18 protein-coding genes, 1 pseudogene and 1 riboswitch are annotated in these 20,150 nt (G+C 57.8%); of the genes and pseudogenes, 14 read left to right on the top strand and 5 right to left on the bottom strand.

The genetic code is table 11. From position 1 onward, the window contains the following. Window positions 1-135: 135 nt before the first annotated feature. Window positions 136-933: a MetQ/NlpA family ABC transporter substrate-binding protein gene (locus F3I47_RS12830; protein ID WP_009092972.1), complete on the bottom strand. Its 798-nt coding sequence runs from the start codon at window positions 931-933 to the stop codon at window positions 136-138. Window positions 934-1,223: 290 nt separating this feature from the next. Between F3I47_RS12830 and F3I47_RS12825 the strand changes: the two genes are divergently transcribed. The 7 genes from F3I47_RS12825 to uca all read left to right on the top strand — a co-directional run bounded on the left by F3I47_RS12825 (window position 1,224) and on the right by uca (window position 9,942). Next, the gene (locus F3I47_RS12825; RefSeq protein WP_009092973.1) at window positions 1,224-1,610 is read left to right on the top strand and encodes a cupin domain-containing protein; all 387 of its coding nucleotides are present in this window, start codon (window positions 1,224-1,226) and stop codon (window positions 1,608-1,610) included. A 352-nt stretch (window positions 1,611-1,962) separates the two neighbouring features. After that, a riboswitch (guanidine-I (ykkC/yxkD leader) is annotated at window positions 1,963-2,061 on the top strand. A gap of 60 nt (window positions 2,062-2,121) precedes the next feature. Next, window positions 2,122-3,180, top strand: a complete 1,059-nt coding sequence (locus F3I47_RS12820) for a putative urea ABC transporter substrate-binding protein (protein ID WP_150029058.1) — start codon at window positions 2,122-2,124, stop codon at window positions 3,178-3,180. A gap of 24 nt (window positions 3,181-3,204) precedes the next feature. Further along, the gene (locus F3I47_RS12815; RefSeq protein WP_150029057.1) at window positions 3,205-4,020 is read left to right on the top strand and encodes an ABC transporter permease; all 816 of its coding nucleotides are present in this window, start codon (window positions 3,205-3,207) and stop codon (window positions 4,018-4,020) included. After that, window positions 4,017-4,802 (top strand): ABC transporter ATP-binding protein, encoded by a 786-nt coding sequence (locus tag F3I47_RS12810; protein ID WP_150029056.1) that lies wholly within the window; start codon window positions 4,017-4,019, stop codon window positions 4,800-4,802. Before F3I47_RS12815 ends, F3I47_RS12810 begins: the two co-directional genes overlap by 4 nt. Continuing rightward, a complete protein-coding gene (locus F3I47_RS12805) occupies window positions 4,799-5,527 on the top strand; it encodes an urea amidolyase associated protein UAAP1 (protein ID WP_150029055.1) in 729 nt (242 codons plus the stop codon). The genes F3I47_RS12810 and F3I47_RS12805 overlap by 4 nt, the downstream gene beginning before the upstream one ends. 10 nt (window positions 5,528-5,537) lie before the next feature. After that, the gene (locus F3I47_RS12800; RefSeq protein ID WP_150029054.1) at window positions 5,538-6,173 is read left to right on the top strand and encodes an urea amidolyase associated protein UAAP2; all 636 of its coding nucleotides are present in this window, start codon (window positions 5,538-5,540) and stop codon (window positions 6,171-6,173) included. 163 nt (window positions 6,174-6,336) lie between these two features. Beyond that, a complete protein-coding gene (gene uca, locus F3I47_RS12795) occupies window positions 6,337-9,942 on the top strand; it encodes an urea carboxylase (protein ID WP_150029053.1) in 3,606 nt (1,201 codons plus the stop codon). Window positions 9,943-9,983: 41 nt separating this feature from the next. Here the strand turns inward: uca and F3I47_RS12790 are convergent, their stop codons facing one another. Next, window positions 9,984-10,886 carry a LysR substrate-binding domain-containing protein gene (locus F3I47_RS12790; protein WP_150029052.1) on the bottom strand — a complete coding sequence of 301 codons (903 nt, stop codon included), beginning with the start codon at window positions 10,884-10,886 and terminating at the stop codon, window positions 9,984-9,986. Window positions 10,887-10,986: 100 nt separating this feature from the next. On the opposite strand from F3I47_RS12790, the gene F3I47_RS12785 reads away from it, so the two are divergent. Continuing rightward, a complete protein-coding gene (locus tag F3I47_RS12785; RefSeq protein ID WP_150029051.1) occupies window positions 10,987-11,760 on the top strand; it encodes a 2OG-Fe(II) oxygenase family protein in 774 nt (257 codons plus the stop codon). On the opposite strand, the pseudogene F3I47_RS22500 reads toward F3I47_RS12785, so the two are convergent. Further along, a pseudogene (locus tag F3I47_RS22500) lies at window positions 11,719-11,955 on the bottom strand (DUF2817 domain-containing protein); the annotation flags it as partial. The gene F3I47_RS12785 and the pseudogene F3I47_RS22500 overlap by 42 nt on opposite strands. Before the next feature lie 571 nt (window positions 11,956-12,526). Between F3I47_RS22500 and F3I47_RS12770 the strand changes: the two are divergent. Both F3I47_RS12770 and F3I47_RS12765 read left to right on the top strand, forming a co-directional pair. Further along, window positions 12,527-13,045, top strand: a complete 519-nt coding sequence (locus tag F3I47_RS12770) for a GrpB family protein (protein ID WP_150029050.1) — start codon at window positions 12,527-12,529, stop codon at window positions 13,043-13,045. 121 nt (window positions 13,046-13,166) lie between these two features. Further along, a complete protein-coding gene (locus F3I47_RS12765) occupies window positions 13,167-14,198 on the top strand; it encodes an AraC family transcriptional regulator (RefSeq protein WP_150029049.1) in 1,032 nt (343 codons plus the stop codon). On the opposite strand, the gene F3I47_RS12760 is transcribed toward F3I47_RS12765, so the two are convergent. Both F3I47_RS12760 and F3I47_RS12755 read right to left on the bottom strand, forming a co-directional pair. After that, complete coding sequence (locus tag F3I47_RS12760) at window positions 14,104-15,189, bottom strand: alpha/beta fold hydrolase (protein ID WP_150029048.1); 1,086 nt, start codon at window positions 15,187-15,189, stop codon at window positions 14,104-14,106. The two genes, F3I47_RS12765 and F3I47_RS12760, sit on opposite strands and share 95 nt — an antisense overlap. 203 nt (window positions 15,190-15,392) lie before the next feature. Further along, window positions 15,393-16,601, bottom strand: coding sequence for an aldose 1-epimerase family protein (locus F3I47_RS12755; RefSeq protein WP_150029047.1), 1,209 nt, complete (start codon window positions 16,599-16,601; stop codon window positions 15,393-15,395). 366 nt (window positions 16,602-16,967) lie between these two features. Between F3I47_RS12755 and F3I47_RS12745 the strand changes: the two genes are divergently transcribed. From F3I47_RS12745 to F3I47_RS12730, 4 genes are read left to right on the top strand one after another with little or no spacing between them, the layout of a single operon-like run. Further along, window positions 16,968-17,525: a peroxiredoxin gene (locus F3I47_RS12745; RefSeq protein WP_150029045.1), complete on the top strand. Its 558-nt coding sequence runs from the start codon at window positions 16,968-16,970 to the stop codon at window positions 17,523-17,525. Between the two features lie 24 nt (window positions 17,526-17,549). Further along, complete coding sequence (locus tag F3I47_RS12740; RefSeq protein ID WP_150029044.1) at window positions 17,550-18,791, top strand: protein-disulfide reductase DsbD; 1,242 nt, start codon at window positions 17,550-17,552, stop codon at window positions 18,789-18,791. A 47-nt stretch (window positions 18,792-18,838) separates the two neighbouring features. After that, window positions 18,839-19,393 (top strand): sigma-70 family RNA polymerase sigma factor, encoded by a 555-nt coding sequence (locus F3I47_RS12735; RefSeq protein ID WP_140923443.1) that lies wholly within the window; start codon window positions 18,839-18,841, stop codon window positions 19,391-19,393. Continuing rightward, window positions 19,380-20,021 carry an NrsF family protein gene (locus F3I47_RS12730; protein ID WP_009092994.1) on the top strand — a complete coding sequence of 214 codons (642 nt, stop codon included), beginning with the start codon at window positions 19,380-19,382 and terminating at the stop codon, window positions 20,019-20,021. The genes F3I47_RS12735 and F3I47_RS12730 overlap by 14 nt, the downstream gene beginning before the upstream one ends. Window positions 20,022-20,150: the final 129 nt, after the last annotated feature.

Genomic DNA, 20,150 nt, shown 5'->3' with positions numbered 1-20,150 from the left:
GCCTGGCGGGCTGGCGCGGCGTGACTGGCAGAGGTTAAGGCGCAGGCATCCGCTCATACTGTGCTGACATAAAAAAGGCCGCATCGGAATGCGGCCTTTTTTGATTTTTTGATCCCAGGGATGCGTTGCGGGCGATTACCAGCCTTTAATTGCATCGCCTTTATAAACTTCTTCCGCTTTAGCCGCGACTTCAGGCGACTGCAGCGCCGCTTTCAGCTTCTGAATTTTATCGCTGTCTTTATTGTCTTCGCGTGAAACCAGCGCATTGACGTAAGGCGAAGAGGCGCTTTCCATAAATAAACCATCGCGGTGAGCGGATAATCCCGCCTGAGCCGAGAAGTTCGTATTAATGATCGAGAACGCCACGTTCGGATCATCCAGCGTGCGGGTCAGCTGCGGCGTATCCACTTCAACCAGTTTCAGGTTTTTTGGATTTTCGATGATATCCAGTGAGGTGGGTAAATAACCCACACCCTCTTTCAGCTTAATCAGGCCCTGCGCCTGCAGCAGCAGCAGGCTGCGTCCCAGGGTGGTAGCTTCGTTAGAGATGGTCACTGTCGCACCATTCTGCAGCTCACTGATGTTCTTGATTTTGTGCGAATAGGCAGCAATCGGGAAGACGAACGTCTTGCCAACTACCGCAAATTTATAGCCGCGCTCTTTAGACTGATCTTCCAGATAAGGCAGGCTCTGGAAAGCGTTGGCGTCAACTTCCTTGTTATTCAGCGCTTCGTTCGGCAGTACATAGTCATTGAAGTTCAGCACTTCGACATCGAGCTGATATTTATCTTTTGCAACCTGTTTCACCACCTGCCAGATCGCTTCGTCCGGCCCGGTATTAATCGCCACTTTGACTTTGTTATCGTCATCTTTAGAGCAGGCGGATAATAATAAAACAGAACTGGCCAGTAATGCGGCAAACAAACCTTTCATTATCAGAAATCCCTCAGAGAATTGATGGCTTCAAAGATAATACAGAAATGTCAGGTTGCGAACTGACGGAGGGATATATCTTATAACCACATACTGGATATTGTTCATTAATTCATCAGGCCGGCGGCTTATGCCCGTGAATTAACCGATGCCATTCACGGCTGTCCGGGCGGTTTTATTCCTCTGGGGCACTCATCCGGTCAACATCCCCTCAGTCAGTCCGCGCATTCTCTTCTACGCTTAAAGCCTGCGGTTCGCAGCATTGCATTGATTGTTAACAGGGAATACTGATGTCAAAAGATGAAAAGAACGGGATCGAAGCGGTTGAAGTCATGCGCAGCGGGGAGGCCTGGAACGGAGAGGTCATTGAATCCTATCCGCACGGCGAGCCGGAACTGACCGTAATGCGCCTGTCACTGCCTGCCCATACGTCATTGCCGTGGCACACGCATCCGATGCCGAATGCGGCGTTTATCCTTTCAGGCACCCTGATTGTGGAAGACAAAGCGAGCGGGGAGCAGCGTACCTTCCACGCCGGAGAAGCGCTGAATGAGACGGTCAACAGTGCGCACCGCGGCTACACCCTGGAGGAGCCCGCCGAACTGGTGATTACCTATGCCGGGGTCAAAGGACAGGCGCTGACCGAGCCACTGCCGGGAGAACCCGAAGAGTTCTGACACCCTTGCAAAAACGGCAGTGCAGCGCGCTGCCGTTATTCATCCCGCCCGCAGCGCCGACGCTATTCACTTCCCTGATAAGCGATTCGCCAGAGCCTGCATATCCATATCCTGAAACCGCTGTTTTAGCGACAGGCGAGGCGCGTCACAGCTGAGTTCACCTGCGCTCAGAAATGGCATCCTGAAGAGGAGTGAATCCCGGCACTGATTATGTGCAACGCACGCTGCTGACTCACCATCACGGGGCCTGTCGTTTTATAAACTTTATAAGTGAATGATTAAAAAGAATTTAAATTCTGGTACGCCAATTGCAATAACCCGTTCAGTAAGCAGCGCACTACACAACTGATACTGAATAGCTGGCTAGGGTTCCGGTTCACGCAGGTGAATGTCTGGTCCGAGAGCTGGCGACCTCTGCGAGGTTACACGGCGGGACAAAAGCCCGGGAGACAGCGGCACCATCTGGTGTCTTGCGCTGCTCCCGTTTTTTTGTGCCAACCAGAGGTCAACCATGAAGACATTTTCCCTTCTCCGCACGCTCATTCTCTCCCTGGCACTGCTGGCCAGTGTGCCCTCTTTCGCCGCAGTTAAAAAAGAGTTCAACGTCTGCTGGACCATCTATGCGGGCTGGATGCCCTGGGGCACGATCGCTAATGAAAAAATCATCGATAAATGGGCCAGCAAATATGGCATTAAAATCAATATCGTCCAGCTGAATGACTATATCGAATCGATCAACCAGTACACCGCAGGGCAGTTCGACGGCTGCACCATGACAAATATGGATGCCCTGACCATTCCCGCCGCGGGCGGCGTCGATTCCACGGCGCTGATCACCGGCAGCTACTCCGAGGGTAACGACGGCATCGTTCTGAAAGGCGTGAATAAAGAACTCAGCGACCTGAAAGGCATGTCGGTTTATCTGCCCGCGCTGTCCGTATCGCACTATCTGCTGGTGCGCGGTCTGGAAAAGGCCGGACTGCAGGAGAAGGATGTTAAGGTCGTGAACACCTCCGATGCCGATATCGTCTCCGCCTTTGGCACCAGCGGTGTCAAAGCCGCAGTGGCCTGGAACCCGCAGCTTTCCGTCATCAAAAAGAGTCCGCAGACCACAGAAGTGTTCAGCTCCTCCGCCGTGCCGGGCGAGCTGATCGATATGATGGTCGTGAACACAGAAACCCTCCACGATAACCCCGCACTGGGCAAAGCGCTGACCGGTGCGTGGTTTGAGATGATGGCAAAAATGCAGGCGGGCGATACCCAGGCGCTGAGTGCGATGGCCGCGGATTCCGGCACTGACCTCGCCGGTTATCAGGCACAGCTCAAAACCACCCATCTCTTCTGGACCCCTGCCGATACAGAAGCCTTTGTCGCTTCGCCCGACCTGGCAAAAACCATGCAGCGCGTGGCCGCGTTCTCTTTTGATAAGGGGCTGCTCGGCGAGGGTGCGCAAAGCGCTGACTTCATCGGTATGGCCTTTCCCGGCAACCAGACCCTCGGCGACAAAGCCAACATCAGACTGCGCTTTGACGACAGCTATCTGAAGATGGCCGCGGCAGGCCAGCTCTGACTTCCGGGCTGAGGAGCTTACGCCATGCGCCATATTAACCGTTATCCCCGACAGGGAATACGCCTGACGCTGATGCTGTTGCCGTTTGTCTTGCTGATCGCCGCCTGGTTTATCAGCTCGGCGGTGCGGCTGGAAGCAAACCCGCAGGATAAACTGCTGCCCGGTCTGTCGCAGATGATCGCCGCGGTTGACCGGATGGCGTTCACGCCCGATAAACGCAGCGGTGAGTTTCTGCTGTGGGCGGATACGCTGATCAGTCTCACCCGTCTGCTGACGGGCCTGATGATCTCTGCGCTGATCGGCCTGGGCATCGGTATTGCCGCCGGGGTGTTTCCCATGACCCGCGCGGCGCTGTCGCCGTTTATGACCGTCGTGTCGATGATCCCGCCGCTGGCGCTGCTGCCGATGCTGTTTATCGTCTTCGGGCTGGATGAGCTGTCAAAAGTGATGCTCATCGTCATCGGCATCACCCCGATGCTGGCCCGCGACCTGGAACAGCGGGCGCGGGAGATCCCCATCGAGCTTTTCATCAAAGCCCAGACGCTGGGCGCGAACAGCTGGACGGTGGTATTGCGGGTAGTGCTGCCCCAGCTGCTGTCGCGACTCATTACCTCGCTGCGCCTGCTGCTGGGTTCGGCGTGGCTGTTCCTGATCTCCGCCGAAGCCATCTCTGCCACCGCCGGGCTGGGTTACCGCATCTTCCTCGTCCGCCGCTACATGGCGATGGACGTCATCATTCCTTATGTCATCTGGATAACCCTGCTGGCCTGGCTGATGGATCTGGCGCTGCGTCAGCTGCACAAAGCCTGTTTCCCGTGGGCGGAAGGAGGCCGGGAATGAGTTTTATCGATATCAAAAACATCTGGCAGGAATATGGCGACCACGTGGTGCTGGAGCGCATCAATCTGCAGGTCAGGGAAGGGGAGTTCTGCTCGCTGGTGGGTGCCTCCGGCTGCGGGAAATCGACTTTATTACGACTGCTGCTCGGTCAGGAGCAACCAACGCGCGGCACCATCACGCTCGATGGTGAGCCGCTGCCGGCGGAGCCCGATCGCAGTCGCGGCGTGGTCTTTCAGCGCTACTCGGTTTTTCCTCATCTCAACGTGCTGGATAACGTCACCATCGGTCTGGAACTGCCGGCGTCACCGCTGTGGGGCCGGCTGCTGGGCGCCCGAAAACGTCAGGCGCGTCATCAGGCCAGAGAGATGCTGGAGCGAGTGGGGCTGAGCCACGCGCTCGACAAATATCCGGCGCAGCTGTCGGGCGGGATGCAGCAGCGGCTGGCGATTGCCCAGGCGTTTGTCATGCAGCCACGCGTGCTGCTGCTGGATGAGCCCTTTGGCGCACTCGACCCCGGCATCCGCAAAGATATGCACGCCCTGCTGCTTCAGCTCTGGAGCGAAACCCGCATGAACGTCTTTATGGTCACGCACGACCTTGCCGAAGGGTTCAACCTGGGCACCCGGCTGCTGGTTTTTGACAAGGTGCGCCTCGATCCCCAGGCACCCAATGCGTGGGGGGCGCGTATCACCTATGACATTCCGCTTAACGAGACGCGGCTGTCCCAGCTGGCGACCGGCCGCAAAGACAACATTTACCCCTTAAAGGAGAACGCTCAATGACTGCACTTTTTCACTCCGGCCCCAGCCTGCGCGAAGAGCAGATTCCTGGCGGCGCGCATACCTCGCTGATCCTGCGTAAGGGCGGGATCCTGCGCCTGACCGATATCGACGGCGGGGCTAACGTCAGCGCCATGATGCTCAATCCGCACGAAAAAAGTGAACGGCTGAACCTGCCCGACACCCTTAAGGGTCAGCACACCGCGCGGCTGACCACCGGCCACTGTTTTTACTCTGATATGGGTCGCGTCCTGGCGGCTATCGTGGCGGACAGCTGCGGCTGGCATGACCCGTTCGGCGGCGTCCTTAACGCCGCCGAGACGCACGACAAGTACGGCAGCGGACGCTATCAGGAACTGCGCAACGGTTTCTACCGTAACGGCGTCGATAATCTGCTGGTGGAGATGGGTAAATGGGATCTCGGCCTGGAAGATCTGCTGATGGTGGTGAACTTTTTCAGCAAGGTCACGGTGGATGAGGCGGGGCGCTTTGCCTTTATTTCAGGCAACAGTCAGCCCGGCGATTTCGTTGAGCTGTATGCGCCGATGGACGTGCTGATCGTCCTGACCGCGCTGCCTCATCCTCAGGATCCCGCCACTCAGTATCTGCCGCGCCCGATTCAGCTGAACTGGTATCAGGCCGATGCGGGTCAGGCCCTCAGCGACGTCATTTTCACCCGCGATGAAAATCAGCGCGCCATGCAAAACACCCAACACTTTTCCCTGTAAGGAGGCTGTGATGACAGCGATTACCCCTGATTATCATCCTGAAACGGCAGTCTGGCGTCATGTGATCCCGGCCGGGGAGCCCTGTCTGTTCGAGGTCAAAAAAGGGCAGCGGCTGCGGCTGCTCGACCTCGAAGGTAACCAGGCGATCGATACCCTGTTCTATCGCGCCGATAACCCCCGCGAGCGTTACGATCCCCAGCGCACCCTGCGTCGTCAGGGAAAGGTCTATCTGACTACCGGCAGCGTGCTCTACTCCAATCTCGGTAATCCGCTGCTGACCCTGGTTGCCGATACCTGCGGACGCCACGACACCCTGGGCGGGGCCTGCTCCCAGGAGAGCAACACCGTGCGCTATGCCCACGATAAGCGCTACATGCATAGCTGCCGGGATAACTTTCTCTGCGCCTGCCTGCATGATGGCCGCCTTCACAAGCGGGATATCGGCGCCAATATCAACTTTTTTATGAACGTTCCGGTGACGCCGGAAGGGGGGCTGACCTTTGAAGATGGACTGTCAGCCCCCGGCAAATATGTTGATCTGATCGCGGCGTGTGACGTGATGGTGCTGATCTCGAACTGCCCCCAGCTCAATAACCCCTGCAACGGCTGGAACCCGACGCCTGCAGAGGTGCTGGTGTGGAACTGAATCTGCATGCGACAGCGCGACAGCCGGGCCTGACATTCCCGCTCTGATCGATCGCCTGTCTGCCTCTACCGCCGCTGCACTGTCAGGTGCCGGTCATCCCCGGGGACGGCCCCAGGGAATAGCGAATTCTGCGGGACGACCCGCCTCCCTGTGAGCATCACCTATGTTTGATACGTTACTGATTGCCAATCGCGGCGCGATCGCCTGCCGCATTCTGCGTACCCTGCACGCCATGCAGGTGAAAGGCATCGCCGTTTACTCTGAGGCTGACCTGAGCAGCCTGCATATCCGTGAGGCGGATAGCGCGATCAGCCTGGGCGACGGGCCCGCCGCGCAAACCTATCTGGTGGCGGAGAAGATCATCGCCGCCGCACGGCAGAGCGGGGCGAAAGCGATCCACCCCGGCTACGGTTTCCTCTCGGAAAATGCCGCCTTTGCCGAGGCGTGCGAGGCGGCGGGCCTGATTTTTGTCGGCCCCACGCCCCAGCAGCTGCGTACTTTCGGACTGAAACACACGGCACGCGCGCTGGCAAAAGCCGAAGGCGTTCCGCTGCTGGAGGGAAGTGAACTGCTGGCGGACCGCCATGAAGCCCGCCGGGCAGCGGCCCAGGTCGGCTATCCGGTCATGCTGAAAAGCACCGCAGGCGGCGGCGGCATCGGTATGCGCGTCTGCCGCGATGAGGATGAACTCGCCGACGCGTTTGACACGGTGCAGCGTCTTGGCCAGAACAACTTCAGCGATGCCGGGGTCTTTCTCGAAAAATATATCGAACGCGCCCGTCATCTTGAGGTACAGATTTTCGGTGATGGCAAAGGCGGAGTGATCGCGCTCGGCGTGCGTGACTGCTCGGTTCAGCGCCGTAATCAGAAAGTTATTGAAGAGACACCTGCACCCAATCTGCCTGACGGCATGGCAGAGGCACTCTGTTCCGCCGCCATCGTCCTGGGCAAAGCGGTGAACTATCGCAGCGCCGGAACGGTGGAATTTGTCTATGACAGCGCGGCGCAGCACTTCTATTTTCTGGAAGTGAACACCCGCCTCCAGGTCGAACATGGGGTCACGGAGCAGGTGTGGGGGGTTGACCTGGTGCAGTGGATGATCGAACTGGCCGCCGGGGCGCTCCCGCCGCTGGATCGTTTAGCCGCCACGCTGAAACCACAGGGCCACGCCATTCAGGCCCGGATCTACGCGGAAGATCCGGGACGGCAGTTTCAGCCATCACCCGGTCTGCTGACCGATGTTTTTTTCCCGCCAGCCGGAGGAAAGACGCTGCGTATCGACCGCTGGGTGGAGGCGGGCAGTGAAGTGCCGCCCTTTTTCGATCCGATGCTGGCGAAAACCATCGCCTGCTGTCCTACTCGCGACCAAGCCATTGCCACGCTGGCTCAGGCGCTGGCGGAAACCCGGTTATATGGTGTCGAGACCAATCGCCTCTATCTGCTGCAGATACTGGCTTTTGCGCCATTCACCACGGGGGAACCCTGGACCCGCTGTCTGGAGCAGCTCGGTTATCAGGCGGCCACGCTGGAGGTCTTGAGTGCCGGAACCCAGACCAGCGTGCAGGACTATCCCGGCCGTCTGGGCTACTGGGCGGTGGGGGTGCCGCCTTCGGGACCGATGGATGACCGCGCGCTGCGTTTCGGCAACCGCCTGCTGGGCAACGCTGAGGGCGATGCTGCGCTGGAGATCACCCTTAACGGCCCGACCCTGAAACTGAATACCGATGTGCAGGCGGTGGTCTGCGGAGCGCCGCTCCCCGTCACGCTGGAGGGGGTCGATCAGCCGATGAATACCGTCTTTACTGTTCCGGCAGGCTCAACGCTGAAGCTGGGCGCGATCGCAGGTACAGGCGTCAGAAGCTACCTCTGCCTGAGCGGCGGGATTCAGGTGCCGGATTATCTGGGCAGCAAAAGCACCTTTACGCTCGGCCAGTTCGGGGGACACGGAGGCCGGGCGCTGCGCAGCGGCGATGTGCTTCACCTGGCACCGCGCCCGGCAGACGTGACGGGCACAGCACTGCCCGCCTCGCTCTGCACGGGGCTGGCCGCGGTGCGCACGCTGAGGGTAATTTATGGCCCCCACGGCGCGCCGGAGTTTTTTACGCCCGACTATATCGGGACTTTTTTTGCCACCGAATGGGAAGTGCACTTCAACTCCAGCCGTACCGGTGTTCGCCTGATTGGACCGAAGCCGATCTGGGCCCGCGAGAGCGGGGGTGAGGCGGGACTGCATCCTTCCAACATTCATGATAATCCTTACGCGATTGGCGCAGTGGATTTCACCGGCGACATGCCGGTCATTCTCGGTCCCGATGGCCCCAGTCTGGGCGGCTTCGTCTGCCCGGTGACGGTCATCGAAGGGGATCTCTGGCAGCTGGGGCAGCTTAAAGCCGGTGATAAGGTGCAGTTTGTGGCGGTGGACATTCCCACCGCCCGCCGACTGGCCGCAGGAGGACGTGCCGAGCTGGCAACGCTCGAGCCACAGGCGATCGCCTGGCAGCCGGCACCGCTCACGTCGCCTGTCGTGATGACCTGCGGTGAAAAGGATAAGCGTCTGGTGGCGCGTCTCTCAGGCGATACGCATCTGCTGCTGGAAGCTGGCGAGCCGGAACTGGATCTGGTGCTGCGTTTTCGCATCCACGCGCTGATGCAGGCGATGGAAGCGCAATCCCGTCCGGGGGTCGTTGATATCACGCCCGGCATCCGCTCCCTGCAGATCCATTTCCAGCCGGAAACCCTGACCCCGGAGGCGCTGCTGGCGTGGGTGCGGGAGGCGTGGGAGGGGGTCTGCACAAGTGATGACCTTCAGGTGCCGACGCGCGTGGTGCATCTGCCGCTCTCCTGGGACGATCCCGCCTGTCAGAAAGCGGTCGAAAAATATATGACCACCGTGCGGCAGGACGCCCCCTGGTGCCCGGACAATCTGGAGTTCATCCGCCGGATCAACGATTTGCCGGATAAACAGGCCGTATGGCAGACGGTGTTTGATGCCCGCTATCTGGTGATGGGGCTGGGCGACGTCTATCTCGGCGCGCCCGTCGCCACACCGCTGGATCCCCGCCATCGTCTGGTCACCACGAAATATAATCCGGCACGCACCTGGACGGCCGAAAACTCGGTGGGGATTGGCGGGGCTTATCTCTGTGTCTACGGCATGGAAGGGCCTGGCGGCTATCAGTTTGTTGGCCGCACGCTGCAGATGTGGAATCGCTATCGCGATGTCGCCGATTTTGGCGGTAAGCCCTGGCTGCTGCGCTTTTTCGACCAGATTCGTTTCTATCCGGTTTCGGCTGATGAACTGCTGCAGATCCGTCGCGATTTTCCCGTAGGGCGCTATCCGCTGCGCATAGAACAGGGCACGCTGCGGCTGGCGGAATATCAGCATTTCCTCGACCGCGAAGCCGGAAGTATCAGCGCGTTTCGTCAACATCAGCAACAGGCGTTCAATGCTGAGCGTGACCGCTGGATAGCCAGCGGACAGGCACATTACATCACGCAGGAGAGTGAGGTGGCGGAAACGGGAGACGCGCCGCTTCAGGCCGGGGAGCAGGGCGTTGAAAGTCCGGTTTCCGGCAACCTGTGGCAGGTTCAGACGGCAGCGGGGTGCCGCGTGAAGGCGGGCGATACGCTGGTGGTGCTGGAATCGATGAAAATGGAAATTCCGCTGCTGGCCCCCTGTGACGGGGTGATTCAGCAGGTCAGCGTGCAGCCGGGCAGCGCCGTGCGGGCAGGACAGCGGGTGGCCATTATTCTTGAAGATCGGTCTTAACAGCCCTGCGTGACAGGGTCACCTGTCATGCAGAACACTTCTTAGCCTGCGCCCGCTTCACGCAGCCAGGTAATCAGCGCCTCGCTGCCCGGCTGACTCAGCGTGCGCTGTGGCCAGGCAAGGTAATAGGGTTTGCTAAGCGGCAGACTGAAATCGTCAACGATCGCCAGTTCGCCCCGCGCCAGCTCCGCCGCGATCAGGCGGCGCTGCCCCAGCAGCAGACCGGCCCCCGCCACGGCAGCATCAATTGCCAGCGAGGTCAGATTGAAACTGAATGCGGGCTGCGGAGCCGGTTCGTCCACGCCTCTGGCCTGAAACCAGCTTCGCCAGTCCGGCAGGAACCGGCCCTCATTGCCCCAGTCGAGGTGAATCAAAGGAGCCTGACGGAAGATCGTTTCTGGCGTATAGCGCTGGAGTAAGGCGGGGCTGGCAACCGGCAGCACCTCATCATGGAATAACCACTGCTTGTCCAGCTGCGGATAGCGATCTTCCCCAAAGCAGATGACGAAGTCTGCAGGCATCGCTGTGAAATCAACCTGCGCGTGCGTGCCGTGTAACGACAGATCGCTATCGGGGCAACAGGCGCGCCAGCTCGCCAGCCGGGGCAACAGCCATTTGGACGCCAGCGCCGGTAACGCATAGAGCGTGAGTGTCGGCGCTTTCGCCGCATGGCGAATATTCTGCTGACCCAGGTGCAGGATATCAAAGGCTTCGGTGACGTAGCGCAGATAGGCCTTGCCGGTGTCAGTCAGCATCACGCCGCTCTGGGTGCGTAAAAAGAGCGCACTGCCGAGCTGCTCCTCCAGCTGACGAATCTGCTGGCTAACCGCCGCCGGCGTCAATGCCAGCTGGGCCGCCGCTTTCGCCAGGCTGCCCAGTTCGGCGGCCACTTTAAAGGACTGGATAACACTGATTTTGGGCAACCGGGGTGAGTGGGCAGGCATTAACGCTTCCTTATCAGGGTATTAAGTTTTTATCGTTACACAGGCTTAGCAGGCGACAGGTAGAGTAGCATCACTCCTGCTCATGATGAGAACTGTTGCTATGACTGACTCCCTGGTTCGTCTTGATCTTCATCCGCTGGCCGATCGTGGCTGGCGTCACCGCTGTCGTGAACAATTGAACCACGCTGGCGCGCTGGTCCTGCGTCAGTTCTTACAGACCGCCGCTCTGGAGGCGATAGTTCAGGAGGGCAACGCCCAGCGTCACCTGGCTTATCACACGCTCAGCAAACATAACGTTTATCTGATGAAACCTGATGCGGCCTTCAGCGCCGATCATCCGCGCAATCGTGACGTAATCAGCACCAAAGGCTGCATTACCGATGACGCTATCGCGACCGACTCCCCGCTGCGTCAGCTTTATACGGATGAGCTGTTCAAACAGTTCCTCTGCGACGTGCTGGGAGAGGACGCGCTCTATCCCTATGCCGATCCGCTTTCGTCGATCAACCTGCATTATGCGCCTCACGGCCAGGAGCTGGGCTGGCACTTTGACAACTCCTCTTTTGCTATCACCCTGCTGGTGCAAAAACCGCAGGCGGGCGGGGTGTTTCAGTATGTGAAGGATCTGCGGGATGCCGATGCCGGTGAGATGAATTATACAGGCGTCGCGGCGGTGCTGGATGAACGCCAGCCGGTCGAGGCCCTGGCGATTGAGCCCGGCGATCTGGTGCTGTTTCGCGGGCGCAACGCCCTGCACCGCGTGACCCCGACCGAAGGTGAGGTGACCCGCATGCTGGCGGTGCTGGCTTACAACACGCAGCCCGGCATTGCGCTATCCGAAACCGCGCGGATGACTTTTTACGGCAGACTGTGAAATCAGGGCACGCCAGCCGCGCTCAAAGATTTGCTGCGTGCGGAAAGCCACTAACGCCCGCCAGTCTGCATCGCAGGGCCAGAATCCTTCGACAAGGTTTGCTTTGATCCTCTGGCCCTCTGCACTGGCGGGGTCGCCAGAGAGATGAAGCCAGTGATCGTCCCGCACCCGCCGATGCATCTCTTCTGCTTCATAAATTACCCTCTGACGGAGGTGAACCGCTGATGCAGAAAATCGATAAACAACGTACAGGATGCAAACGAACCTGAGAGGTTCGTCTGAAGCGCATGACTGCCTGTTAATTCAAACGCTGTTATGAAATGATTGCCAGGATTAATGAATTAAGGGGGAGGTGGCCATTGATACATGAACTCTGGGTCGAGCCTGATGGATGTCAGACATTTTGTCTGAAAGGCGTTCGGGGAAACAATGCAAGATCGTTATTAGAATCAGGTGCAAAACTTGTATGGGAAGTTGATGCTGTCAGCCATTATGAAGCAATGACACGCTATTATGAATATATGGGCTGGGGTCGATATAGCACGTCTTTTCCTGACGTGGATAGCAGAAGTTATCGTGAATTGGGCTGGGAATAGAGCAAATCAGCCAGCCATCATTATTTCCTTCCTGTTACTTCCTGACTTTGGCTGGCTTAATCACGATAAAAAACACCCTTGATGTGCCTGAGCAGGTACTTAACCTTACCGGCACCCATATGCGCATAATCTATCTTATGTTAAATAAGTGATTCGGAGAGCACACCACTATGCGAACTGTTGTTGTTGTGCCCTACGATAATCAATGGCCTGCACTGTTTGCGGCCGAAAGTGTCATGCTAAAAACATTGCTGAATGGCGCGGTTATCGGCCTCCATCACATCGGCAGCACATCAGTACCCGGCCTTGCGGCCAAACCCATTATTGATATCCTGCTGGAGGTAACTGATATTAATGCGCTGGATACCTGCTCCCCTGCATTGAGCCGCGCCGGATACCTTGCGCGCGGTGAATCGGGCATTGCCGGACGCAGATATTTCACTAAGGGAGGCGAACAGCGCAGTCATCATCTGCATGCGTTTTCGGCGGGAGATAAAGAGGTTTTGCGGCATCTTGCCTTTCGTGATTACCTGAGAGAAAACAGACGGGTTGCTGATGATTACGCTGAACTTAAACAGGCGGCAGCTTCACTGTGCCGCAACGACAGCCAGCGTTACAGCGCGCTCAAGACCGATTTTATAGAACACCATCTGCGGATGGCGCTGCGTGCCATGAACAGTCAGTCGTGACGCGCCGTTATGTTAAATGAGCATGCATCTGGTCAATCCGGTGACTGACTTCCGGCAGAGAAGACAACCTTCTGACATTTATGTAATCATTCAGTAAAATTCCTGTTCTGGTTATACCTCTATGCTCTCGGTGCCCTTTCCCGTCATTACGCTGATTGCTTTGCTTTTGCTGATCGCGGCCCTCTGCACAGCAGGCGCACGCCATAATGGCGCACTGCGTTTTCTTTTTGCCAGCTTCATCCTGATATTAACCAATACGCTGCGCTGGGAGTTTCACTCCGATCTACTGAGAAACCTGCAGTCAGTCATGGCCATTTTTCTGCCCGCTATTGCATGGAGCAGTTTCGTGCTGCCCGGCGAGCACAGGCAGAAGCGCTATGTGCTGATGCTGTTTGTACCCGTCGTTTTGTCACTACTGATCCGACTGCTGTGGGCGCCGGCTACAGATGTCGTGCTGGGCATACTGTTTTTCAGTTATGGCGTGGCTCTTTTCAGAGCGACGGGAAAGCCCCCCTTCCACTCTCTGCGACCGGGTGAGATTTCTCACTCTGACAGGCTCGCGCTGTTTGCGGGTTTCTTTCTCTGCTCCTCTGCGCTGACTGACCTTCTGATTGCTGTCGACTTCGGCTTCAGCGGGGGGAAATATGCCACCTCGATCGTGGCAGTTACGCAATTTGCGCTGCTGCCTCTGGTAGGAACGCTTATCTTCAGACTCATCAATCCGCCTCCGCTCATCGGGTCAGCCCCCGGTCAGGAGCAGAACAGAGAAAAAGAGAGAGCCGGGACGGCTGAGTTGACCGCCTTATACAGGAAGCTGGAAAAGCAGGTTCGTGAGGATGAACTCTACCTGAATCCGGATGTGACACTGGCGCTGCTGGCGAGGAAAACCGGCATACCTGCCCGCCATGTTTCTGCCGCCGTTAACTCGGTCAGACAGTGCAATGTTTCACAGTGGATTAATGGATTCAGGGTTGAACGGGCAAAAGCGTTGCTGATTAACACCGCTCTGCCCGTGACGCAAATCATGATGGAATCAGGCTTTATGACGAAGTCTAATTTTAATCGTGAATTCCTGCGGCTTTCCGGAACGTCGCCGGGGGCGTATCGTCAGCAGGCGCGGGATAATTCAGGGCTGACTGCAGAAAAAGCGTGATTTGGCTCCTCAGTTGCTGATGCAGTGCTCTGCGGTCAGCGCCCCGATCATCCTGACACACGATGCCGTCGCCGGGAGAAGCTTCATCTATAAGCTTCTCGCCACCCGGTTTGCATAACTGCATAAAACTGAAATGCGTAGCGCCCTTAACGATGCGGTAATGGTGCAGAGATGCAGGCAGGTTATCCGCAATGTAGGCAGACTCCTGCGCCGCAGGCAGCTCTCCCAGGCTGTCATTACCCGCCGCCAGGATAAGAATGGGCAGCGTCATTCGGGTAAGACTTTGGGAAGTAAAACCCGGCGCTAAACCCGCATCGAGTGAAACCACGGCACCGATCCTGCTATCACGAAGATCAGAGAAGCGATCCTGTGCGGCCACCTCATTCATTCCCAGCTTATTTGTCAGCCTGCAGTCACCACGACGCGGAAATCGCTGACAGTTGCTCAGGAAAAGCGAAGGGTCGAAACGCGCTCCGGCCAGTGAAAGCACCGTCCATCCGCCAAGCGAGTGCCCGATAGCCGCGATTCGTGTGGTGTCCGCCGCGCCAGCAAGATCGGAATGGAGGCTGATGAAATCAATCACCCGCGAGAGTTCACGGGGGCGCCGCCACAGTTTTTTGGCCGCGTCAGGATTCTGATCGAACGTCGTCGTACCGGGATGATCGGGAGCGGCGACAATGTATCCCTGCGCGGCCAGGGCGTCTGCCAGCCGGGAGAGATTTCTCCAGCTTCCGTTGTAGCCATGCGAAATCACAACGAGAGGATGCCTGCCAGGTATCGGGGAGGCATCAGGGATCACGCTGACCCCGACAAAAGCGGCATTTTCTCCGACCGTTTCTCTCTTCCCTTGCTGGATTGCCGGATACCAGATGGCCACACTGAGAGGACTTCCCGCCGAGTCTGATAACTCCACCTGCCGGAATCCCGGCGCTGCCTGTCCTCCTGCACAGAAAAATAAAAGGGATAACGCGATAAGGCGTGTTCTGACCATGAGTGATGCCCTGCTGTAATGAGTGAAGGCACAGTAATAATCCGCTGCAGGGTTTCAGCGCGTCCTCAAACACGATCCAGGTCCTGATTTTTACCGGCTGCGTGGTTTTTCGCGCTTTCAGACCCTCAACAGCCTCATGACGTTATCCGGTTCAGAAGGAAGATCCCGACGTGTCTATCGGCAGCGTCGGGACGTCAGGGGCGTTACTCTTTCGCGATCGGCGTCTCGCTCTCGTCAATCTTCGTCTCGCCCTGAATGTTCCTGATGCGTTTCTCTACGTCACTGACCTGCTCGCTGCTGTGCAGCAGGGTGTAAGTCAGATCAAACGCGGTGCTTGCACCCGGCTGCAGCTGCTTCACGCGCTTCTGCTCACGTTCAATCGTCACCGGATAGGCATAACTGGTACCGGGTTCAATGCCGGTGACATAACCCTGTTTCAGGGTGTCGGTATTTTTCCACAGGGTCAGCAGCGGCAGCTGGCGGGTATCAAACTGAATTGAGGCACCGCCCGTCCCGGCTTTATTGATGACTGCGGCAACGGTCTGGTGATTGCTGTCCGACAGCGGCTTGATGTTAAATACCATCTCATCAAAATCTTTGGTCGGGCCTTTATAGGTCTGCCACTCTTTTAATCCGGCTTTGGCATAGTCGTTGAACGGACTGATGCCGGACATCGGTGCCAGGAAGCGTGCGCCCTCTTCCAGAATCGGCGTGCCGAAGTTGCTGTGATAGATGATCTGATAGTCGTGCGGATAGTCAGCATGGTTGGTCAGCACATCGTGCAGGCTGAAGCTGTTACTGCCCGGCACATAGCGCAGTTCGGTCAGGGTCTGCAAATCGGCTTTCTTAAAGGTGCTCTCTTTAATCAGACCCCGAATGCGGATCTCATGGGGTGCTGCGTCAGCCACCTCAACTTCCAGCTGAGAGACAGGTGTGTTACCGGCTTTGCCGTGCAGCGTATAGATGCGCCCTTCGTCCGTCACCGGATGACCGGTCCATTCATAGCCGCAGCGCACCATCATCTCATTAAAGCCATCCAGCCAGCCCAGGCCATTACGGCTTTCAAGATTGATGTAAGCCGGGTTGACCACCTCTTTCACGGGAGAATCCCAGCCCATACGGGAACCAAAACCTTCCACGCGCAACAGATTCATCCCGCGGGTCGGACTCAGCGTAATGGTCAGGCCATCCTGACTGCGAATCGTCAGGATCTTACTGCCCTCCTGCTTACCGCCATGAAGCACTTTCTGTTCGATGCTGAACGGTTTACCCTGCAACTTCAGCTCACCGCTGGAAATCTGCCAGTTTCCCTGCTCAGTGCCCTGTTCAGCACTCGTCAGCACCCAGGTTTTTGCCGCAGCAGAACCTGAAACCAGCACCGCCAGTACCGTTAACGCCAGTTTAATCTTCATTTATAGCTCCGTTAGCTGAATCGTTTTTTCATAACATAAGTAAAATTTACTGACTGAAGGTTAAAAGAAACGTGACGATGCTCACCTGACGTGAAATGGCTCTGTTTTAGCGACAGTAATGCGGGCTGAATCACATAAAAAGCGTCCGGAAATGAATAATCACGACGGATTTTGTGAAATTGAACAGGCCTGGCTTTACTCGATTCAGCGTGTGACACGCACTGTTCGTATAAACGGCAGATAACAGTGGATTAAAAAAACGATAAAAAAATTTTCAGACGCCGCAACTTTTTCCGTTTTTAAACGAACCTGTTAACAGGGACGTCAGACAACCCCGTCTGATCGTCAATGGAGAGAGTAAAGCCAATGAAAATGACCCTGAAAACCCTGGCTGTCGTGACGCTGCTGGCCCTGAGTGTTCCGGCAACCTCCGCCTTTGCGGCATTACAGGCTGGAGAGAAAGCGCCAGATTTTAAACTGGATGCGGCCCTGGCGGGTAAATCCACCACCTTTTCACTGCAACAGGCCCTGAAAAAAGGCCCGGTTGTGCTCTACTTTTTCCCTGCGGCCTTCAGTGCGGGCTGTACGCTGGAAGCGCATGATTTTGCTGAAGCGACCGACGAGTTCAGTAAACTGGGTGCGACCGTCATTGGCGTGACCGCGGGTAACACCGATCAGATTGCGAAGTTCTCTCAGCTTGAGTGCCGTGACAAGTTTACCGTTGCCGCCGATCCGGGTGCGAAAGTGGCCGCAGAGTATAAGAGCACGATGGAGATGAAGGGGCAGAAGGTGTCAGACCGCACCTCTTACGTCATCGCGCCCGATGGAAAAATCCTGCTGAGCTACACCGATAAAAACCCTGACGCGCATATCCAGAAAGCCATGGATGCCGTTAAGAAATATCGTCAGGCCAACCCGGCATAACTTCATCATCTGAGCAGGTAAATCATGCTGACTGCGATTGCAGCCGCCTTTCTGGGCGGCATTATACTGAACCTCATGCCCTGCGTGTTTCCGGTGATTTCACTGAAAGCGCTGAGCCTGATCCGCCATCATGCCACCCCTTCGCACGCCAGAGCGGAGGGCGTGGCGTTTCTGCTGGGCGTCGTGGTGACCATGGTCGCCCTGACGGCGGTGCTGCTGCTGGCACGGGCAGGCGGTGCATCGGTGGGCTGGGGCTTTCAGCTGCAATCGCCACTGGTCATTGCTACCCTGATTCTGGTGATGCTGGGTTCGGCGCTGAACCTGCTCGGACTGTTTGAAGTCGGGCTGTCGATACAGCGGGTTGGCGGCGTGGGAAGCGACCGCGGTGGTCTGGTGGGGTCGGCACTGACCGGCGCGCTGGCTATTATCGTCGCCACGCCCTGTAGCGCACCTTTTATGGCGAGCGCAGTAGGCTACGCGCTGACGCAGCCCCCGCTGGTCAGCCTGGTGATCTTTATCGCGCTGGCGCTGGGCTTCGCTGCCCCCTTCACCCTGATCTCCTTTTTCCCGGTACTGGCGCGGATTCTGCCAAAACCGGGCGCCTGGATGAACACGCTCAAACAGGGCCTGGCCTTCCCGATGCTCGGCGCGGTGGGCTGGTTGATCTGGGTGCTGGAACGTCAGGCAGGCTCAGCCGCTCTGGCCGCAATTCTGGCCTGCTGCCTGCTGCTGAGTTTTGCAGCGTGGCTGTATGGCATGGCGCAGAAACGCCGTATGATGGGTCAGCGTCACGGGCTGCTGCATGTTGCCACCGCGTTTTTTCTCGCGCTGGTCGTGGTGCCTTTGATGAACCTTAACAGTTTTGCCGCCGCGCCTGCCGACACAGATACCGCCTCACAGGCGGCCGCTGCCGTTGCCTGGTCACCGCAAAACGTTGACGCGATCAAAGGCCAGGGCAAGCCCATTTTAGTGAACTTCACGGCCTCCTGGTGTATCACCTGTCAGGTCAACGACCGCACCTCGCTGTCGACGCAGGCGGTAAAAGCCGCGATGGCGCGCACCAGTACGATCTACATGGTGGCGGACTCCACCCAGTACAATCCTGATGTGGAACAGGCACTCAGCGACTTCGGTCGTGGCGGACTCCCGCTCTACGTGGTCTACCCGGCTGACGGGGGGAAACCGGAAGTGCTGCCACAGGTGCTGACGCCGGGGATTGTCATATCAGCGCTGGATAAGGCGACGGAAAAAGGAAAGAAAACCTGAAACGACTGAACCAACATGCGCCTGGGGCGCTGACCGGCTGATGTCCGATGCCAGAAACTGATCGGCGCGCACAGCAGTGGCCAGCGCTGATGGCACGCGCACAGGCGGGCGACAGAGCGGCCTATAACCAGTTACTGAAAGCGATGGTTCCGGCCATCCGGGCACTGGTGTGCAAAAAAATCCGCGACGAGGCCCTGGCTGAGGATGTGATTCAGGAGACGCTGCTGGCGATCCACCGGGTGCGGCATACCTACGACCCGCAGCGGCCTATCCTCCCCTGGGTAGCGGCTATCACCGCTGCCCGGACCATTGATGCGCTGCGTCAGCATGGCCGACGTCAGGAAGTCCAGGATGAGGAGGTGCTGCAACGCCAGCCTGCTGCCGGGGCTGACACCGCCGCCGATGCCGATATCCTCTCGGGTTATCTGGACACCCTTCCGCTGCGTCAGCGGGAAATTGTTGAATCCGTACATCTGCGTGAGCAGAGCCTGGCGCAGGCGGCCGCTGAAACGCATCAGTCGCTCTCTGCGGTTAAATCCCTGTTGCATCGCGCAATGGTTAATCTTCGTAAATATGGACGGGGTCATCATGAAAAATCATGACCAGTTAATCAATCAGCTCAGCGCCTCTGCGCAGCCGGTACGACGGGTGTGGCCAACACCCTGGCGCGTGGCGGGCTGGATCGCGCTGGCCCTGCCGTGCGGTGCGCTGAGCAGCTGGGCATTTCACACCAGGCAGACAGACTGGTCACAGCCCGGCGCGTTACTGGCGCTTGCTGGCCTGGTGCTGTCACTTATCATCGCGGGCAACATGCTGGCGGCGGCCTTTACACTGAGCATTGCGGGCAGGAAACCCCTCAGCCTGCGCGGTTCGGCGGTGCTGACGGCGATCTGGCTGGCGCTGAATCTGATCAACATGTCATCGTCAGAACCGCCAGCGGCAGCAGGCCGGTTTGGTGAAGGGATACACTGCTATCTGTTTATGCTCTCTGCCAGTGTGCCGATGATGCTGATCTCTGTGGTTGCCCTGCAGCGCACCCGATCACTCCATCCGGCGCGCAGTCTGGCCCTGACCGGCTGCAGCAGCGCATTCACCTCATCTATGCTGCTGTCGCTATGCCATGAAACCCACCTGCATGCCATCGACTTCTCCATGCATCTGGCCGCAGGCCTGACCATCGTGGCTCTGACGGTGCTGGCGGGCCGCCGCTGGGTCAGGCTGGAGAGGTAACCGCGACGGCGTTCACACTCTGCAGCCACTTTACCCCGCGCTGACCACCCCCGCTCTCCGTGTTAGCAACAAATCCGGCGCGGAGGCTGCCAAAACTCAGGCTTTGGCGTAGGCTGAAAGCTGGCTGGA

Source organism: Pantoea sp. M_10 (genome assembly GCF_008631515.1).
Classification (GTDB): domain Bacteria; phylum Pseudomonadota; class Gammaproteobacteria; order Enterobacterales; family Enterobacteriaceae; genus Pantoea; species Pantoea anthophila.
This window is presented reverse-complemented; position numbering and strand designations above follow the sequence as displayed.

Coding starts and splice junctions, on each gene's coding strand:
- F3I47_RS12790 (WP_150029052.1), bottom strand. CDS start 10,886: ATGCCTGCCCACTCACCCCGGTTGCCCAAAATCAGTGTTATCCAGTCC.
- F3I47_RS12755 (WP_150029047.1), bottom strand. CDS start 16,601: ATGAAGATTAAACTGGCGTTAACGGTACTGGCGGTGCTGGTTTCAGGT.
- F3I47_RS12760 (WP_150029048.1), bottom strand. CDS start 15,189: ATGGTCAGAACACGCCTTATCGCGTTATCCCTTTTATTTTTCTGTGCA.
- F3I47_RS12745 (WP_150029045.1), top strand. CDS start 16,968: ATGAAAATGACCCTGAAAACCCTGGCTGTCGTGACGCTGCTGGCCCTG.
- F3I47_RS12730 (WP_009092994.1), top strand. CDS start 19,380: ATGAAAAATCATGACCAGTTAATCAATCAGCTCAGCGCCTCTGCGCAG.
- F3I47_RS12785 (WP_150029051.1), top strand. CDS start 10,987: ATGACTGACTCCCTGGTTCGTCTTGATCTTCATCCGCTGGCCGATCGT.
- F3I47_RS12810 (WP_150029056.1), top strand. CDS start 4,017: ATGAGTTTTATCGATATCAAAAACATCTGGCAGGAATATGGCGACCAC.
- F3I47_RS12805 (WP_150029055.1), top strand. CDS start 4,799: ATGACTGCACTTTTTCACTCCGGCCCCAGCCTGCGCGAAGAGCAGATT.
- uca (WP_150029053.1), top strand. CDS start 6,337: ATGTTTGATACGTTACTGATTGCCAATCGCGGCGCGATCGCCTGCCGC.
- F3I47_RS12830 (WP_009092972.1), bottom strand. CDS start 933: ATGAAAGGTTTGTTTGCCGCATTACTGGCCAGTTCTGTTTTATTATTA.
- F3I47_RS12820 (WP_150029058.1), top strand. CDS start 2,122: ATGAAGACATTTTCCCTTCTCCGCACGCTCATTCTCTCCCTGGCACTG.
- F3I47_RS12765 (WP_150029049.1), top strand. CDS start 13,167: ATGCTCTCGGTGCCCTTTCCCGTCATTACGCTGATTGCTTTGCTTTTG.
- F3I47_RS12740 (WP_150029044.1), top strand. CDS start 17,550: ATGCTGACTGCGATTGCAGCCGCCTTTCTGGGCGGCATTATACTGAAC.
- F3I47_RS12800 (WP_150029054.1), top strand. CDS start 5,538: ATGACAGCGATTACCCCTGATTATCATCCTGAAACGGCAGTCTGGCGT.
- F3I47_RS12815 (WP_150029057.1), top strand. CDS start 3,205: ATGCGCCATATTAACCGTTATCCCCGACAGGGAATACGCCTGACGCTG.
- F3I47_RS12825 (WP_009092973.1), top strand. CDS start 1,224: ATGTCAAAAGATGAAAAGAACGGGATCGAAGCGGTTGAAGTCATGCGC.
- F3I47_RS12735 (WP_140923443.1), top strand. CDS start 18,839: ATGCCAGAAACTGATCGGCGCGCACAGCAGTGGCCAGCGCTGATGGCA.
- F3I47_RS12770 (WP_150029050.1), top strand. CDS start 12,527: ATGCGAACTGTTGTTGTTGTGCCCTACGATAATCAATGGCCTGCACTG.